This window comes from Streptomyces sp. NPDC001903, assembly GCF_042891345.1.
Classification (GTDB): domain Bacteria; phylum Actinomycetota; class Actinomycetes; order Streptomycetales; family Streptomycetaceae; genus Streptomyces.
In genome coordinates, this window is record NZ_JBIASZ010000002.1 from 507,278 (window position 1) to 522,998 (window position 15,721).

At 73.9% G+C, this 15,721-nt stretch carries 16 protein-coding genes; 10 read left to right on the forward strand and 6 right to left on the reverse strand.

Features of this window, described 5'->3' with window-relative positions; genetic code table 11:
• Positions 1 to 152 precede the first annotated feature (152 nt).
• The 5 genes from ACFYZS_RS05925 (at position 153) to ACFYZS_RS05945 (ending at position 5,179) form a co-directional block, all read left to right on the forward strand.
• A complete protein-coding gene (locus tag ACFYZS_RS05925) occupies positions 153 to 1,064 on the forward strand; it encodes an ADP-ribosylglycohydrolase family protein (protein WP_389007243.1) in 912 nt (303 codons plus the stop codon).
• 71 nt (positions 1,065 to 1,135) lie between these two features.
• Positions 1,136 to 1,888 carry a class I SAM-dependent methyltransferase gene (locus ACFYZS_RS05930; RefSeq protein ID WP_389007245.1) on the forward strand — a complete coding sequence of 251 codons (753 nt, stop codon included), beginning with the start codon at positions 1,136 to 1,138 and terminating at the stop codon, positions 1,886 to 1,888.
• Between the two features lie 144 nt (positions 1,889 to 2,032).
• A complete protein-coding gene (locus ACFYZS_RS05935) occupies positions 2,033 to 2,665 on the forward strand; it encodes an NAD(P)-dependent oxidoreductase (protein WP_389007247.1) in 633 nt (210 codons plus the stop codon).
• A gap of 176 nt (positions 2,666 to 2,841) precedes the next feature.
• On the forward strand, positions 2,842 to 3,381 hold the full coding sequence (locus tag ACFYZS_RS05940) for an EF-hand domain-containing protein (protein WP_389007249.1): 540 nt from the start codon (positions 2,842 to 2,844) through the stop codon (positions 3,379 to 3,381).
• A 199-nt stretch (positions 3,382 to 3,580) separates the two neighbouring features.
• Complete coding sequence (locus ACFYZS_RS05945) at positions 3,581 to 5,179, forward strand: NAD(P)/FAD-dependent oxidoreductase (RefSeq protein ID WP_389007250.1); 1,599 nt, start codon at positions 3,581 to 3,583, stop codon at positions 5,177 to 5,179.
• 709 nt (positions 5,180 to 5,888) lie between these two features.
• Here the strand turns inward: ACFYZS_RS05945 and ACFYZS_RS05950 are convergent.
• Positions 5,889 to 6,044 (reverse strand): DUF6131 family protein, encoded by a 156-nt coding sequence (locus tag ACFYZS_RS05950; protein WP_389007252.1) that lies wholly within the window; start codon positions 6,042 to 6,044, stop codon positions 5,889 to 5,891.
• A 277-nt stretch (positions 6,045 to 6,321) separates the two neighbouring features.
• Between ACFYZS_RS05950 and ACFYZS_RS05955 the strand changes: the two genes are divergently transcribed.
• Positions 6,322 to 6,588, forward strand: coding sequence for a protealysin inhibitor emfourin (locus ACFYZS_RS05955; protein WP_389007253.1), 267 nt, complete (start codon positions 6,322 to 6,324; stop codon positions 6,586 to 6,588).
• 93 nt (positions 6,589 to 6,681) lie between these two features.
• Here ACFYZS_RS05955 and ACFYZS_RS05960 read toward each other — a convergent pair whose 3' ends face one another.
• From ACFYZS_RS05960 to ACFYZS_RS05975, 4 genes are all read right to left on the reverse strand, one after another.
• Positions 6,682 to 6,909 (reverse strand): DUF5133 domain-containing protein, encoded by a 228-nt coding sequence (locus tag ACFYZS_RS05960; protein WP_389007556.1) that lies wholly within the window; start codon positions 6,907 to 6,909, stop codon positions 6,682 to 6,684.
• A 145-nt stretch (positions 6,910 to 7,054) separates the two neighbouring features.
• Positions 7,055 to 7,321, reverse strand: coding sequence for a DUF4235 domain-containing protein (locus ACFYZS_RS05965; RefSeq protein WP_389007255.1), 267 nt, complete (start codon positions 7,319 to 7,321; stop codon positions 7,055 to 7,057).
• A gap of 113 nt (positions 7,322 to 7,434) precedes the next feature.
• Positions 7,435 to 7,803, reverse strand: a complete 369-nt coding sequence (locus tag ACFYZS_RS05970; RefSeq protein WP_389007257.1) for a PRC-barrel domain-containing protein — start codon at positions 7,801 to 7,803, stop codon at positions 7,435 to 7,437.
• 113 nt (positions 7,804 to 7,916) lie between these two features.
• Positions 7,917 to 8,618, reverse strand: a complete 702-nt coding sequence (locus ACFYZS_RS05975; RefSeq protein ID WP_389007258.1) for a ribonuclease H — start codon at positions 8,616 to 8,618, stop codon at positions 7,917 to 7,919.
• A gap of 106 nt (positions 8,619 to 8,724) precedes the next feature.
• On the opposite strand from ACFYZS_RS05975, the gene ACFYZS_RS05980 reads away from it, so the two are divergent.
• The 4 genes from ACFYZS_RS05980 (at position 8,725) to ACFYZS_RS05995 (ending at position 13,170) form a co-directional block, all read left to right on the forward strand.
• Complete coding sequence (locus ACFYZS_RS05980) at positions 8,725 to 10,089, forward strand: pyridoxal phosphate-dependent decarboxylase family protein (RefSeq protein ID WP_389007260.1); 1,365 nt, start codon at positions 8,725 to 8,727, stop codon at positions 10,087 to 10,089.
• A gap of 69 nt (positions 10,090 to 10,158) precedes the next feature.
• Complete coding sequence (locus ACFYZS_RS05985) at positions 10,159 to 11,379, forward strand: hypothetical protein (RefSeq protein ID WP_389007262.1); 1,221 nt, start codon at positions 10,159 to 10,161, stop codon at positions 11,377 to 11,379.
• 260 nt (positions 11,380 to 11,639) lie between these two features.
• Complete coding sequence (locus tag ACFYZS_RS05990; RefSeq protein ID WP_389007263.1) at positions 11,640 to 12,944, forward strand: ferric reductase-like transmembrane domain-containing protein; 1,305 nt, start codon at positions 11,640 to 11,642, stop codon at positions 12,942 to 12,944.
• 16 nt (positions 12,945 to 12,960) lie between these two features.
• A complete protein-coding gene (locus tag ACFYZS_RS05995) occupies positions 12,961 to 13,170 on the forward strand; it encodes a hypothetical protein (RefSeq protein ID WP_389007265.1) in 210 nt (69 codons plus the stop codon).
• Between the two features lie 134 nt (positions 13,171 to 13,304).
• Here the strand turns inward: ACFYZS_RS05995 and ACFYZS_RS06000 are convergent, their stop codons facing one another.
• A complete protein-coding gene (locus ACFYZS_RS06000; RefSeq protein ID WP_389007267.1) occupies positions 13,305 to 15,719 on the reverse strand; it encodes an ABC transporter permease in 2,415 nt (804 codons plus the stop codon).
• Positions 15,720 to 15,721 lie beyond the last annotated feature (2 nt).

Here is a 15,721-nt window from a genome sequence, read left to right on the forward strand (position 1 = left end):
GCCCTCACCAGCGCAGATAGAGGGAGATGGCCCCAGCGTACGCCTCCGCCGCGGGCGGCGCGGAGCGGCCGGCCGACGGCCCGCGCCGTCGGCCTGTGCGCGACCACCGAATTCCCGGTGCCGGGGCTGCGCCGATTCGTGACACTGGCCCGATGATCGACATACCTGCCGCCGCGCTGGACTCGTTGTCCGGGCTCGCCTTCGGTGATGCCTTCGGAGACCGCTGGTTCGGCATCCTGCGCCGCGAGGGTCCTGCGGCCCTGGAGGAGCGGATCCTGCCTCCGGAGCCGCTGTGGCCGTGGAGCGACGACACCGCCCAGGCGCTCGTTCTCGTCCGGGAACTCGCCGAGGGCGGCGGCGCCGTCGACCAGGACCGCTTCGCCCTGAGCCTCGCGGCCGCCTACGCCGACGACACGCACCGCGGCTACGGAGCCTCGATGCACGACGTGCTCCGCCGGATCGGTGCGGGCGAGCCCTGGCGGGACGTGGTGGCCGGACAGTTCGGCGGCCAGGGCTCCTGGGGCAACGGCGCGGCCATGCGCGTCGCCCCGCTCGGCGCCTGGCACGCCGCCGATCCCGACTCCGTCGCCGAACAGGCCGCCAGGCAGAGCACGGTCTCGCACCACCACCCGGAAGCCGTCGCCGCGGCGGTCGCGGTGGCCCTCGCGGCGGCGCTGGCGACGCGCAGCCGGGGCGGGCCCGCCCCGGCCCGTCCGGACTTCCTCCGGGAGGTCGCCGCCCGGCTGCCCGACAGCGACGTCCGGTCAGGGCTGCGGGTCGCGTCCCGGATGCCCGCACACACCTCGGTTCAGCACGCCGCCACGGTGCTGGGCTCGGGCTACCGGATGTCAGGGCCCGACACCGTCCCCTACGCCCTGTGGTGCGCGGCAGGGCATCTCGACGACCTGCACGAGGGCCTGTGGTTCACGGTCGGCGGGCGCGGCGACATCGACACCACCTGCGCCATCGCGGGCGGGGTGATCGCCGCCCGCACGGGCGTCGCCGCCCTGCCGGCCGCCTGGCACACGGCCCGCGAACCGCTGCCCCCGCTCGGGTCGGAGTAGCCGTACGACAGGTACCTCGCGCCGTGGAAAACCCCACGCCTCCTCGGCAGGCGTGGGGTTAGCGTGCCCGCATGACGACCGCTCACGATTACGAGAAGCACGTCGCGGAAGCCCGACAGGCCACCGTGTCGGGCTGGGACTTCGGTTGGCTGGAGGGCCGGGCGCACGGCGAGGGCCCCTCGTGGGACTACGCGGAGCACGCCCGCGCCCTGCTCCCGTACGCGGGCAGCCTCCTGGACATCGACACCGGCGGCGGTGAACTCCTCGCCTCGCTCGCGCCGTTGCCACCGCGGAGCGCGGCCACCGAGAACTGGCCGCCCAACCTCCGCGTGGCCCGGGAGCGCCTTGCCCCACTGGGGGTGGAGGTCCACCACGCATCGGGCTCGAACCTGCCCCCCGGCCCCTTCGACCTGGTACTCGACCGGCACGGGGCCCTGGACGCGGCGGCCATCCGCGCCGCACTCGCGCCGGGCGGCCGGTTCCTCACCCAGCAGGTGGGCAGCCGCAACCAGCTGGAACTCAACGAAGCCCTCGGCATCCCCTCACCGGCCGACCCCGATGGCTGGACCCTGGACGTCGCCGTACGGGCACTGGAAGCCGCGGGCCTCCACGTGACCACGGCGCGGGAGGAGACGAGCCCCTACACCTTCCACGACATCGGTGCGGTCGTCTTCCAACTACGCGCCATACCATGGCAGTTCCCGGGGTTCGAGCCGTCCGGGCACGAACCCGCGCTGCGCCGCCTCGACCGGCACATCAGAGCCGCGGGCGGTTTCACCGTGCACGACCACCGCTTCCTGATCGAAGCGCGAGCGGGGAGCTGAGGACCGGGACGCCGCCGGTCGTTCGCGGCCGCGAGCAGGCTCGCGCCGGCGCCCCCTGCCCGGGCCCGCCGCACACCCCGGTGGCGGCCCGCGGCGGGCGGGGGACGATGGAGACGGGGCCCGCGCACAGAAGGAGGCCTGATCATGCAGCTCACCCTCCTCGGCGCGACGGGCCCGATCGGCCAGCAGGTGCTCCGGCAGGCCCTCGCGGCCGGGCACCGGGTCACGGCACTGGTGCGTGACGCGGCCCGGCTGCCGCAACGCGAAGACGAGCGCGTCACCGTTGTCGTCGGCGACGCCGCCTCGGCCGCGGACGTCGAGTCGGCGGCTCGGGGCGGCGACGCCCTCATCTGCGCCCTGGGACCGGGCAAGGACTACAAGTCCACACTCGCCACCCGCACCGCCGGCCCCGTCCTGGAGGCCATGGCCGCGGCCGGCGTGGAGCGCCTGGTCTGGCTCTCCGCCCTCGGCTCGGGCGACACCGCCCGACGCCAGTCCCTCTTCCAGGCCGGGGCGGCGAAGCTGGTGATGGGCGCGCTCATGGCGGACAAGGGCGTCGCCGACGAGACCATCGCCCGCAGCGACCGCGCCTGGACCATCGCCCTGCCCGTGATGTTCGCCAACGGCCGGGCCGCAGGCGACTACGAGACGATCCCGCTGGACGGCACCCGAGGGCGCGTCGGCGGCAGGATCGACCGTGCCGACGTCGCCGACTTCCTGCTCTCCGCCGCGACCGACGGCCTGTGGGTCCGCCGGCGCGTCATCCTCACGCGCTGAGCCGTCCGAGCCGCCCGCTCCTCGTCCGGGGTTCCGCGCCGGACCGCGGCGACGGACCGTCACCCGTTGTGCCCAGTCGGCCGGCACTTTCCATGCGCGACAGGCGGGGCCTGTGGTTTCCTGGGCCCGCCTCGCACCGTGACGGGGCAACTGCACAGAGTGAAGGGTATGGTGCCGTGAGCGTTCTGGACATCAAGCTGGAGCGGGCGTTCGACGTCTTCGACTCGGACCGCGACGGGCGGCTCGTGAAGTCGGACGTCATCGGCCTCTCGGACAGGCTCGCCGAGTCACTCGGCTACGACCCGGACACCGTGGCCGGACTGCGCAATTCGCTGGCGGACCTCTGGGACACCGTCTTCCACAAGATGGACAAGAACGAGGACGGCTGGGTCGACCGGCAGGAGTTCCGGGCGGCGTTCCGCGCGCGGATCGTCACGGACCAGAACCGGATCTGGGAACGGATCAGGAACATGAGCAACGCCTGGACCGAGCTCGGCGACCGGGACGGCGACGGCATGCTGACGCGCGAGGAGTACACCTCCCTGCTGCACGGGATGTTCCGCCTGCCCCGGGAGACCTTCGACGAGGCGTTCAACCAGCTGGACATCGACGGTGACGGGCAATTGAGCCGTGACGAGATCAGCTCCGCGATGAAGGAGTACTACACGAGCGAGAACCACTCGGCACGCGGGAACCAGTTCTTCGGCCGTCTCTGAGCAGCGCGCAGGGGGGACTGCGCTCCCCCCTTCGCCGCGCGCCCCTTCGCCGCGCGCCCCTTCGCCGCGCGCCCCTTCGCCGCGCGCCCCTTCGCCGCGCGCCCGCAGCGGTCCTTCGCGGGCCGATGCGTAACGCGTCCCCGCTCGTTGATCACGAGGGGAAGCCGCCCCGTACGAGACTTACCTGGAGGACCTCTTGATGGCCGATGCCGCACTGCCCGTGATCGTTCTCTCCGACTCCGATCCGCTCCGCCGGCACGAGACGGCCGAGCTGGTGCAAAGCTGGTACCGGACCTCGTTCCGCGTGCTGCAGGTCGGAGGACCGGCGGAGGTGGTCCGGGCGCTGACGTCGCTGGCCGACCGGAAGGTGCCCGTCGCGGCCGTGCTCGCCGACGAGGCCCCCGACCCCGGCGCCGCACATCCGGGCGTCCGCTGGCTGCCGCTGGCCGGGCACGCGGACGCCGTGCCCGGCGCCCGTACCGGGTCGGCCGGGGGCGACGAGGGCCCGGCCGCGCACCTTCGCGGCGCGCTCGACGACTCCCTGTGCACGTGGAACGCCGACTGCCGGGGGGACCTGGCCACCGCCGAGGTGCGCGGCAGCCGGTTCTCGCCCGCCGCCTACGCGGTACGCGACTTCCTCGGCCGCAGCGGCGTGCTCTTCCGGTGGCTGCCCGAGGAGGATGCGCGGGAGGCCCCGGTGACCGTCCGGCTGGGGGACGGCACCGAGTTGGTCGACCCTTCGATCAGCGAGCTGGCCGAGCGGCTCGGCCTCATCAGGCCGGCCGAGCAGGACCACTACGACGTGGCGGTGATCGGCGGTGGCCCCGGGGGCCTGTCGGCGGCGGTGTATGCCGCCGCCGAGGGCATGAGCGTGGTCGTGATCGAGGACGACGCCCCCGGCGGGCAGGCGGGATCGACCTCGCGGATCGAGAACTACCTCGGATTCCCCGTCGGTCTCACGGGGGGTGACCTGGCCCAGCGCGCCCTGCAGCAGGCGCGCAGGGCCCGCGTCGAGTGGCAGCCCACCCGTGTGGCCAGCCGCGTCACCCCGAACGACGCGGGCGGGCACACCGTGGAGTTCGTCAAGGCCGGCACCGACGAGACGGCCTCGGTGACCGCGGCCGCCGTGGTGGTCGCCACCGGCGTGGACTGGAACCGCCTGACGGCTCCCGGGGTGGAACGCCTCCTGAACTCAGGTGTGTACTACGGATCTTGCCTGTCCGACGCCCCCTCGACCGCCGGGGAGGACGTGTTCATGGTGGGCGCGGGCAACTCCGCCGGGCAGGCCGCCCTGTACTTCGCGCGCTACGCCCGCTCCGTCACCCTGGTCGTACGGGGCACGGACATCGGCGCGTCCATGTCGAGCTACCTGGTGCAGCGCATCGAGCGGACCCCGGGCCTCACGGTGCTGCTGGGCACCGAAGTGACCGAGTGCCTCGGCGGATCCACCCTCACCGGTCTGAGGCTGCGGGACCGCCGGGGCGACGAGCGGACGGTTGCCGCGCACTGCCTGTACGTCCTGATCGGCGGCCGCCCGTCGAGCGAGTGGCTCGGCGGCGCGCTGAGGCTCGACGAGCGCGGGTACGTCCTGACCGGGAGCGGCGGAGCCGGCGCGGACGCGCTGCCGATGGAGACCAGCCGTCCCGGCGTGTTCGCCGTGGGCGACGTACGGTCCGGATCCGTCAAGCGGGTCGGTGCCGCCGTGGGCGAAGGCGCCGCGGCGGCCCAGTCGTTGGTCGAGTACCGGCGGCGGCACCCGGAGCGCTTCCAGGACGCTCGGACGCCCTGCGGGTTCTGACCGGCACGCCCCGGTTGCCGTGCCGTCGCCGCCCCGGCGGTGACGGCACGGCCGGAAGCCGTCGTACCGGGCCGGGAGGCTGATGACGGAGAATGGCGAGTCGTGATCGAACTCAAGCGCGCCATCGCCGTCTTCTCAGCCTCCCTCGTGGGCGTCGTGGCCCTGGCCCCACCCGGTACCGCCGCTGAGCACGCACTGCACGTGCCCGCCGACGCCAGACCGCTCGCGGTGATCGGCCCGGGGATACCGGGCCGGGCGACGATCACGGAAGGGCAGGTCAAGGAGGTCGCGCCCGGGGGCGTGATCACCTATCCCGGCGTCACCAGCTGCCTGACCGTGACCGTACGCCTGCGGGACGGCGGACTCGTCGGTGCCCACGCCAGCCTGTTCCAGGTGCCGGGCGAACTGCGGTCCGACGAGATCCTCACCGCGCTGGGGCGACTCACCGGAGACCGCCCCGTGGTCGCGGTCCAGGTCAAGGGGGCCGTCGGCGCCTGGCATCCGGGCTACTTCGCCAAGGCGATCGAGACTACGGCGAGCAAGAGCAGCCGCCGTACCCGTCGCGCCCGGACCCCGAAGGGCTTGCCGAAGCGGTGTCACGGGGGCTCTCGGTACCCGTCGGCCTCGTCACGGTCGAGGACGTCCCCGACGGGGACCAGACCGCCGGCTGACGGCCCGGCGGCCGCCGCGTGCACCGCACGGTGTGCGGTCACCAGTAGTGGCGCCGGCCGCCGACCGCGTGCCCGACCGAGCCCAGGAGCCACAACACGGCGCCGACCACCAGCAAGACGACTCCGACCGTCCACAGGATGGAGATTCCGGTCAGAAGACCGATGAGCAGGAGAATCAGTCCGACGAAAATCATGGTGACCTCGTTCTCACGTTGGGGGTTCGGCGCAGCGGCGGGAACCGCCGTGGCGCCTCGGACCGCGTCTACCCCGGAATTCCGTCCCCACCGGTGCCGTGCCCGCCGATGGCAACTGGTGTGACAGTGGGCGGCTTTCGGACATCTCACGCGGATGCCGTGCGCAGAGGCGCATGCGGGGCTTTCGGGGGCAGGCGAGAGGTGTCCATCCCGCGCGCCGCCCCTGCCGGTCGACCCGGCCGGCCGCAAGCGGCGCCCGACTCAAGGAGGTTTCGCGATGCTGATCACCGTCACCCGCACCGGCGGGTTCGCGGGCAGGGAACGCAGCGCTTCCCTCGACACGGAGTACCGCAGCGACGGCGCCGAGCTGGAGCGGCTGGCCGAGCGGGCCCTGAGCGGCGAGTGCCCCGCGGACCGGGAACCCGTACCGGACGGGTTCGGCTACGTCGTCCGCGTCGACGACAAGCTGGTGGAGTTACGGGATCCGTACCTCACCGAGGAGCAACGGCAGCTGATCGCGGCCGTCCTGGGCGAAGGCGCCTGACCCTCCCACCGCGCCCCGGCTCCCGGCCGGGTGCCGTACCGGGCCCGAGTGGACCCGGTACGGCGCCGGCGTGAACGAGGTGAGCAGGGCCGTTCAGGCCGCCGCCCCCATGCCTTGCGCGTCAGCGGGCCATACTGCGGCCATCCGCTCCCGGGCCGAGGCCAGCGCGGCGTCGATGTCGCGCGTCCCGGTCGACACGCACAGCGTGTAGACCACGTCCTCCAGGCGCTGCCGCGGCGGGTCCTGAACGCCTCCGGCCCCGAGCTGCGACACCATTTCGTACTCCTGCACCAGACGCGCCAGCACCGCAGGGTGAGCCATCAGCACGATCTCGCTCCTTCACACGTCGCCTTCACGGGGCCGGAACGCCACCTGCGCGTCACGTGCCCCCGATGCGCGTCGTGTGCCCCCGGCCCGCCGCCCCATGCGCCACACGGGTCGGCGGGGTGTGCGCGGTGTCCCGCGTTCAGGCCGGCCAGGTGCCCGACACGCGTCGTACGGCCACGGCCCCGGACCTCTCGACGGCCGCTTTGACCAGGGCGAAGATCGCGCCCTGGATGGCCGCGGCGATCAGCACCTCGCGCCAGTTGCGTTCCTCGTCCGTGGCCTTGGGGGCGTCCTGTTCGTGCCCGGCGAGTTTCCAGACCTCTTTGAACAGCGCCCCGGCCAGCAGGCCGGCGCCGGCGCCGAGCGCCAACCCGACCGGCTTGTAGGCGACTTTCGATGCCTTCATCACGCGCCTCCGCTCTCCCTCGCTCCGCAGCCGACGCGGCTCCCCGACGCCCCTGGGCGTCGGGGAGCCGACCCGCGGAGGGCTCCCGCCACCGTCCCCGCGACGGCGCCGGATCACATGCGGCTGCCGCCGAACGGCCCGCCGATGCCGTAGTACTCGGCGATCTCCGAACGGTAGCGCTCGTCCTGCAGGTGCCGGTCGCGGTGGAACTCGGGGGCGTTCTTGATCTGCTCCTTCGTCCGGTCGACGTAGATCTTCTCGTCGTCCACATCGATCCGGGACACCGTGCCGGCCGGCAGGAGGACCCCCTTGCCGAAGATCCAGGGACCGGTGTCGACCACGATGTACGCGGAGCCGGCCTCGTCGGAGTGCCTGTCCACCTTGCCGATGCCGCCGTCGACGGCCTCGACCTTGAATCCCGTCAGGTCGACGCCCTGCGGACGGCCCGAGGCCGCGCGATAGCCCCACACGTTCTCCGCCATGAAAAGCCCTCCGTGCTGGTTGGGTCGGACTCTCGTCACGGCGCGCCTGCCCCTCACCCGCGGTCTCACACCCGGCGATCCGGACTCCGTGAATCCGCGCCGTCGCGGACCCGCTACGCAGGGGTGTCGCTCGGTACGGGGCTGTCGCAGCCCGGATGTCCCCACCGGGTGCCGAGCTTGGTGATCTGGTCGCCGGCCGCGTACGACCTTCCGCAGGGGCAGCTTCCGGGGAACTTCGCCTTGACGGAGCCGCCACGGCTGCGCGCGGGCTTCTTGGCTCCGGCGGCCGCGGGCCTGGCGCGGGGCGCGGAAGCGCGGGCGGGGGCGGGTACGGGGAGCGAAGGGCTGCCGAGGGCCGTACCGGCTGCCTGCTGCGTGGCGGCGGCGTCGCTCGCGGCCTGGTCGGCGATCGCGTTCAGGAGGTCGCCGTCCTCGCGGTGGGCCGGAACGTAGCGGAATTCGACATCCCGCTCGGCGAGCAGCGCGTCGATCTGCTCGACGAGCTCCCGATTGGCGACGGGTTTGCCCGCCGCGGTCTTCCACCCGTTGCGCTTCCAGGCCGGGAGCCACTGGGTGACCGCCTTCATGGCGTACTGGGAGTCCATGCGGACCTCGACGGCCGTGCCGGGGTCCAGGGACTCCAGCAGCCGCTGCAGGGCCGTGAGCTCGCCCACGTTGTTGGTGGCCCGGCCCAGGGGCCCGGCCTCCCAGCGCTCCGGGCGGCCCTGCGCGTCGGCGACGACCCACGCCCAGGCCGCCGGTCCGGGGTTCCCCTTCGCCGCGCCGTCACAGGCGGCAATGATGCGATCAGACATCCCCCGATCATGCACCACGGCCGCCCCGGCACGAATTCGCCGCTCTCCCGTGCGACGGCGGCCGCGCCGATTGCGGGGCGGCGGCGCCGGCCCCATAGTCCGAGGTATGGACGCGCGACAAGAGGCGCTCCGACGGGCGTACGGCCATGCCGCCCGGTGGCTGGCGAGCCTGGACGAGCGCCCTGTTCCCGCCCGTGCTTCGGTCGGCGAGATCGTGGACGCACTGGGCGCCGGGCTGCCCGACGGCCCGAGCCCGCCGGGCGATGTCGTCGACCTGCTGGCCACGGCCTGCGAGCCGGGGCTCACCGCCTTCCCCGGCGGACGCTTCTACGGGTTCGTGATCGGCGGCACCGAGCCGGCCGCACTGGCCGCGGACTGGCTGGTCAGCGCGTGGGACCAGAACTGTGTGATGCGCGCCGTCTCGCCCGCGTACGCGGCGGTGGAGGACGTCGCCGGCGGGTGGCTGCTCGATCTGCTCGGGCTGCCGGGTGACAGCGCCGTCGGGTTCACCACGGGCGCCGCGATGGCGAACTTCACCTGCCTCGCCGCCGGGCGCGACGCGGTGCTGCGCCGCGCGGGCCGGGACGTCGCCCGCGACGGTCTCGCAGGCGGGCCGGCGGTGCGCGTCCTCGTCGGCGAGGAGCGTCACGTCACCGTCGACCTGGCGCTGCGCCATCTCGGGCTCGGCAGCCCGGAGGCGGTGGCGGCCGACGGCCAGGGACGCATCGTGCCCGAGGCGCTGCGGAGCGCGCTGGCGGCCGGCGAACCGGGGCCGACGATCGTCGTGCTCCAGGCCGGGAACATCCATTCCGGCTCCTTCGACCCCTTCGGCGAGGCGGTCCGCGCCGCCCGCGCGTCCCGGGCGTGGGTGCACGTCGACGGGGCGTTCGGACTGTGGGCGGCCGCCTCGCCGCGGTACGCCCACCTGACGGCGGGCTGCTCGGACGCCGACTCCTGGGCGACCGACGCCCACAAGACCCTGAACGTGCCCTACGACTGCGGGCTCGCGATCGTGCGGGATCCGACCGCCTTGCGGGCCGCGATGGGCATGCAGGGCGATTACCTCATCCGGCACGAGCACGGCGACCCCAGCGACAAGGTCCCCGAACTCTCCCGGCGCGGCCGGGCCTTCACCGTGTGGGCCGCGCTCAGGTCCTTCGGCCGGTCAGGGGTGGCCGACCTCGTCGAGCGGCTGTGCCGGCACGCCCGCGCGTTCGCCTCCGGCATCGCCGCGATCGACGGCGCGACGGTCCTCAACGAGGTGGTGTTCACCCAGGTGTGCGCCGAGTTCGGCAGCGACGAACGCACCGAACGGGTGCTCGCCCGGCTGCTCGCCGACGGCACGGCGTGGATCAGCGGCTCGACGTGGCGCGGCCGCCGCGTCATGAGGATCTCGGTGAGCAACTGGTCGACGACCGATGAGGACGTGGCCCGCACCCTCGGCGCGATCCGTCGCGCCTGCGCCGGCTGAGGGATGCCGCGTGCCCCGGGCGGGGCCGCCGGGGTGCGGCTGGGCGAGGGGTTCCCCAGACTGATCGGGATGATCGCCACGACGGAAGCCACCGGGCCCGCCCGCCGCGACCGGCGGCAGGCCCTGCTGCCTCCGTTCGTCGCGTGGCTGATCGCGAACCTGATCACCTGGCTGGTCGCGGCGGCGTCCGTCTCCGGCGACGGGTCCGAAGTGCCCTACTGGTCCACGCAGAGCCGTCGCCGCTGGGATTCCGAGCACTATCTGTCCATCGCCAGGACCGGCTACGAATTGTTCCGGTGCCGGGAGCGGTACCCGGAATTCCCCGATGTCCTGTGCGGAAACGTCGCGTGGTTCCCCGGGTACCCCATGGGAATCCGCGCTCTGTCCGCCACCGGGCTCTCCTTCGAGGAATCGGCCGTCGTCCTCACCGAAGCGTCCCTGCTCGGCATGTTCGCGGTGCTGTGGTGGCTGCTCGGCGCCCGGCTCACCTGGGCCACCGGACTCACCCTCGCCATCGGCACCGTGTTCCCGGGCGGTGTCTACTTCCACGCGGTGTTCCCGATCGCCACCGGCACGCTGGCGCTGCTCGTCTGCGTCCTCGGGGTGAAACGCGGCTCGTGGGGCCTTGCCGCCGCCGGTGGCTCCGTCGCGACCGCCTGCCATCTCGTCGGCGCGGTCGCCGCCGGCATGCTGCTGCTCAGCGTGTTCTTCGCGTGGCGGGCGGACGCCTGGCCGGTCCGGTGCGCGAAGGCCGGGGCCTCGGCGGCGCTCGCCGCCTGCGGCGTGCTCTGGGCGAAGTGGCTGATGTGGCGGGCGACGGGCCGCTGGGACGCCTACGAGGTCATCCAGGCGTCCAGTTACGGGCAGGGCGGCCTGCGGCAGCCCTTCGCCGAGATGGGGAAGGCCTACGACTTCCCCTTCAAGGACTGGTACACGCCCAAGGGGCACCTGCCGTGGCTGGTGGAGCACGGTCTCACCGCGCACAGGAGCCAGCTCTGGCTCAATACCGCCTTCGTCCTGCTCGTCGTGGCGGGCGCCGCGGTCCGGCTCGTGCGCAACCGCCGGATCGACGCCGCGGAGTGGGCCGCTCTGCTCCTGACGGTGGCGATCTTCCTGCTGCCGTTCTTCGCCGGAGCGGAAATGTCCTGGTACCGCAACCATGCGCAGATGTTCGTCGGGCTCGTGCTGGTCGGGAAGATGTCCCGGTGGATTCAGGTACCGCTCCTGCTGGTCTGCGCGGTCCAGTACGCCCTCCTGGCGTCGATGTTCTTCGCCGGGGTGCTGGTGTAAAAGCGCAAAGAGTTCTCCAAGCCCGTATCGCGCGGACGTGGCGAGCATCTCTTGGCCGGGCATAGATAGCGGACATATATGGACAAGGAGCTTGAATTTCTGCGCGTGACGGACTTCATCATGTGTGCATCGCCATTGCCCGCCCCGATCGGATTTGCGCATAGTTGCCGCTGCTATGCCCCCGAACTATCGAGCGAAACGGACCTTGGCATGACCCTCCCGCCCACTGCGCCGTACGCTCCCGGCCCGGGGCGGCGCGGATGAGGACCGCGTCCGAGCGGCTGCGCGCCGGGCTGGCCGCCGGTGCGGTCGTCGTCACGCTGCTGTGGGCCGCCCAGGTGAACCCCTCCGCCCGGCCCGACGAGCTCATCGGGGCCGCCGCGCACCTCACCGGGCTCCTGGCCGGTTACGGCATCCTCGTCATGCTGTTCCTGATGGCACGCGTACCGGCCGTCGAGCACGGGGTCGGCGCCGACCGCCTCGCCCGATGGCACGCCTTCGGCGGCCGCTGGGTGCTGCTCCTGTGCGGCGCCCACGGTCTGTTCGCCCTCGTCGTGTACGCCCTGCGCACCGGGACCGACCTGCTGACCGCCACCGGGGCGATGTTCCGCTACCCGGCCCTCATCGCCGCGTTCGCGGGCGCCGCCCTGCTGGCGGGTGCGGGGCTGTTCTCCGCCCGCGCCGTACGCCGCCGCGTCTCGCACGAGGCGTGGCGCGCCGTCCACCTGCTGACGTACCTCGCCGCCGCCCTGGGCTTCGTCCACCAGCTGGCCGGCCCCGACGTGTCCGTCACCGCCTTCACCACCTGGTTCTGGGCCCTGCTGCACACCGTCGTGGGCGTACTGCTCGCCTGGTACCGCGGGATCGTCCCGGTCCGCCAGGCCCTGCGGCACGGACTGCGCGTCGCCGCCGTCGAACAGGAAGGCCCCGGAGTGGTCTCCGTCACCATCCAGGGCGACCGGCTCCGCGAACTGCGCGCCGAGCCCGGGCAGTTCTTCCGCTGGCGGTTCCTGCGGGGCGGCCTGTGGCACACCGCCCTGCCGTTCTCGCTGTCCGCGCCCGCCCGCGACGACCGCCTGCGCATCACCGTGAAGGCGCTCGGCGGGCACTCCCGGCGGGTCCGCGGGCTGCGGCCCGGCACCAGGGTCCTGGCCACCGGCCCGTTCGGCGCACTCACCGAGCGGCGCCGCACCCGCCCCAAGGTCCTGCTGATCGCCGGCGGCATCGGCATCACGCCGATGCGCGCCCTCTTCGAGTCCCTGCCCGCGAGCCCCGGCGACCTCACCCTGCTCTACCGGGCGGGCGACGCCGGCCAACTGGTCCTGCGCGACGAGCTGGAGGCCATCGCGGCGTCCCGCCAGGCCGCACTGCACTACCTGGTGGGCCGTTCCGACAACGCGTACGATCCGCTCGCGCCGCAGGCCCTGCGCGCGCTCGTACCGGACCTGTCCGACCGCGACGTCTACCTCTGCGGGCCGCCCGGCATGTCCGACGCGACGACCGCGTCGCTGATCAGGGCGGGGGTCCCGGCCGCCCGCATCCACTCGGAGTGCTTCACCTACTGAGGAAACCGATTCCCCGATGAACCAGAACCGCGCACCGCGGGAACAGGCGCGTCTCCCCCGGGCCCGCCGGCCGGCGGCCCGGCACCGGAAGTCCTCGCCGTCCCGCCGGCTCTTCGCCGCGCTCGCCCTGGCCAGCGCACTGACCGCGACGCTCATCACGCTGACCGTGGACCCGGCCGCACCGGCCGCCCCCGACCCGGCCCCGCACGCACAGCCCGCGCGCTGAGCGGCACGACGGCGCGGCTCGGTCCAGCGCACCGCCGTGCTGGTGCTGCTCGGGCAGGCGGCCCTCCGGACGGACCCACAACAGCACGTTGTCGGGGCGCCGGCGCCCGGCGCCGGGCCTCGCCGCAGGGGTGGTCAGAGCGTTTCGCTCAGCGAGTCCGCCAGCCTGCGCCGGGCGGTCCGGATCGCCGGCACCAGCGCCGCCACCACCGCTCCGAGCACCGCCCCGGTGACGACGGCCGACAGGACGCGCGCCGAGGGGATGCGGGCGATGCCCGCCCCGATCCCGCTCGACGCTCCCTGGGCGTCCACCAGCCAACTGCCGGACAGCGCCCCCAGCGCCGTCCCGGCCAGGGCGGATGCCAGCGCGGTCAGTGCGGCGGCCGTCACGATCACCGAGCCGATCTGCCGGGGGGTCAGCCCGATCGCCTTCAGTGCGAGCAGGTCACGGCCCCGGTCGCGGACGCCCGTGCTGATCAGCGTCAGCAGTTCCGTCAGTCCGATCAGCGCCAGCACCGCGATCAGGGCGGCGATCACCGCGCGCGCCGGCTCCAGCCCGTCGGCCGGATTGGGTGTCTGTCTGACCTCCAGCGTCCCGCCCGTGGCCGTGGCGAGCGCGGCGCCGACCGCGCGCGGGTCCGCGCCGCTGCGCAGCACCAGGGCGTGGAAGTCCGGCCGCAGTCCCGGATCGCGCTCGCGCAGTGCGTCGAGGGTCGTGGTGATCACCCGGCCCCCGGATTCGGGTTCGATGGTGCGGCCGACGAGGTGCAGGATCTGCGGCCGTCCCTCGACGGTCATCCGCACCCAGGCGCCGACGCGCACGCCCAGGAGATCGAGCAGTCCCTGCCCGGCCACCGCCTCGTCCGGGCCTGCGACCGCGCGCCCCTCCACCACCTCGGAGGGGTAGGGGGATCCGGCCGTGCCGAGCCCGCGCAGCGTGATGGTGCCGGTCTGGCCCGGTACGAGCGCCGCCACCTCCGCGCCGGGATGGACCGCGGCGACGTCCGGTACCGCCGCGAGGGTCTTCTCCAGTTCCGCGTCGAGGGCTCCCGCGGGCTGTCCGGCGCGTACGGTCAGTGCCGCGGGCAGGCCCATCTGCGCGGGCCGGCTGCGGAACTGGTCCAGCGTCGACCACGTGACGAGCGCGACGGTGATCAGGGCCAGCGGCAGGGCGAGCCGGGCCACCGCCGCGATCGTCCGGCCGCGGCGCGGGAACGCCGCGCGCCACCCCAGCACCAGCGCGGGCGGCACCCGCAGGCCCAGGGCCCGCCTGCCGAGTGCGGTCATGGGCGCGGCGGTCGGCAGCGCCGCTCGGGCCACCGGCACCGGCGGTACCCGGCCGGCCCGCCAGGCCGAGAGACCCGTGGCGGCCGCGATCATCAGCAGCGCGCCGCAGGGCACGCCGATCATGAGCGCGGTGTGTCCGGGCAGGTCCTGCCACACCGCCGCCGCCTCGCCGATCCGGCCGGGTATGCGCGCGCCGAGCAGGCCGATCGCCGTCGTGCCGAGGGTGACGCCGAGCAGCGCGCAGGCGAGGTGCTGGACGAGGAATCCGCGGGTCACCTGGCCGGGGGTGAAGCCGACGGCCTTGAGGATCGCGATGTCCCGCAGCTGGCCGCGGACCCGGGAGCCGATGGCTCCGGCCGCGGCGAGCGCCGCCGCGAGCAGCGCTCCGAGTCCGAAGACGGCGAAGACCTGCCCGAGGAGCCGGTCGTCGCCGCCCGCCTCGGCGCGTGCCTGCTGCCACTTGGTGACCTGCGCCACCCGGTCGGCGCCGAGTAGGGTCACGGCGCGCTGGACGACGAAGTCGGTGTCGTCGGGGTCGGCCAGGCGCAGCCCCACGCTCTGCCCGGTGTCCCCGTGGGCGATCTCGCCGAGGGTGCCGGCGAGCACCCAGCCGATGCCGGGCCCGCCGCCCGGGTGGTAGCGGGGTTCGGCCGCCTCGGCGATGCCGCTCACCCGCAGCGCGTGCGGGGCGCCGTCCGGTCCGGTGACGCGGACGGTGTCACCGGGCTCGGCCCAGAGCGCCCGCGCGACCGAGGCCTCCAGTACGACGGGCTCGCGGGCGCCGCCGTCGGCGACGGGCGCGTCCGCGCCGCGGGCGGCGTCCTCGCCGGGGGCCGCGTCCTCGCCGGGGGCCGCGTCCGCGCCCGTACGGGTTGCGTCGCCCGGCCCCGTGAGCCAGCTGCCGGCGGTGACGAGCGGCCGTCCGGCTTCCGGGGGCGCCACCTCGGCGCCGCGCAGGGTGACTCCGGCCCGCGCACCGTGCGCCTCGACCGTCGTCGCCGTCGTGCGGTAGGGCCCGGAGAGCGCCTCGACCCCGTCCAGGCCGGCCAGCGCGTGCGTGTCCGCCCCCGCGCTGGTGTGGAGCCAGATGTGGGCGCCTCGGGACTGGTTGAAGATCCGCTGCCAGGGGTTGGCGGCGTAGCCGAACAGTGCGCCGGCCAGCAGGAGCGAGGCGATGATCCCGGCGCTGGCCAGTACGGCGAAGAGGGCTTCGCCCCGGTGTGCGCGGAAGTCGGCGTGTGCCCAGCGCAGAGTGGCCCGCACGG

Excerpts from the sequence above, each read along its gene's own strand:
- ACFYZS_RS05925 (WP_389007243.1), top strand. The coding sequence starts at position 153 with ATGATCGACATACCTGCCGCCGCGCTGGACTCGTTGTCCGGGCTCGCC.
- ACFYZS_RS05930 (WP_389007245.1), top strand. The coding sequence starts at position 1,136 with ATGACGACCGCTCACGATTACGAGAAGCACGTCGCGGAAGCCCGACAG.
- ACFYZS_RS05935 (WP_389007247.1), top strand. The coding sequence starts at position 2,033 with ATGCAGCTCACCCTCCTCGGCGCGACGGGCCCGATCGGCCAGCAGGTG.
- ACFYZS_RS05945 (WP_389007250.1), top strand. The coding sequence starts at position 3,581 with ATGGCCGATGCCGCACTGCCCGTGATCGTTCTCTCCGACTCCGATCCG.
- ACFYZS_RS05950 (WP_389007252.1), bottom strand. The coding sequence starts at position 6,044 with ATGATTTTCGTCGGACTGATTCTCCTGCTCATCGGTCTTCTGACCGGA.
- ACFYZS_RS05955 (WP_389007253.1), top strand. The coding sequence starts at position 6,322 with ATGCTGATCACCGTCACCCGCACCGGCGGGTTCGCGGGCAGGGAACGC.
- ACFYZS_RS05960 (WP_389007556.1), bottom strand. The coding sequence starts at position 6,909 with ATGGCTCACCCTGCGGTGCTGGCGCGTCTGGTGCAGGAGTACGAAATG.
- ACFYZS_RS05965 (WP_389007255.1), bottom strand. The coding sequence starts at position 7,321 with ATGAAGGCATCGAAAGTCGCCTACAAGCCGGTCGGGTTGGCGCTCGGC.
- ACFYZS_RS05970 (WP_389007257.1), bottom strand. The coding sequence starts at position 7,803 with ATGGCGGAGAACGTGTGGGGCTATCGCGCGGCCTCGGGCCGTCCGCAG.
- ACFYZS_RS05975 (WP_389007258.1), bottom strand. The coding sequence starts at position 8,618 with ATGTCTGATCGCATCATTGCCGCCTGTGACGGCGCGGCGAAGGGGAAC.
- ACFYZS_RS05980 (WP_389007260.1), top strand. The coding sequence starts at position 8,725 with ATGGACGCGCGACAAGAGGCGCTCCGACGGGCGTACGGCCATGCCGCC.
- ACFYZS_RS05985 (WP_389007262.1), top strand. The coding sequence starts at position 10,159 with ATGATCGCCACGACGGAAGCCACCGGGCCCGCCCGCCGCGACCGGCGG.
- ACFYZS_RS05990 (WP_389007263.1), top strand. The coding sequence starts at position 11,640 with ATGAGGACCGCGTCCGAGCGGCTGCGCGCCGGGCTGGCCGCCGGTGCG.
- ACFYZS_RS05995 (WP_389007265.1), top strand. The coding sequence starts at position 12,961 with ATGAACCAGAACCGCGCACCGCGGGAACAGGCGCGTCTCCCCCGGGCC.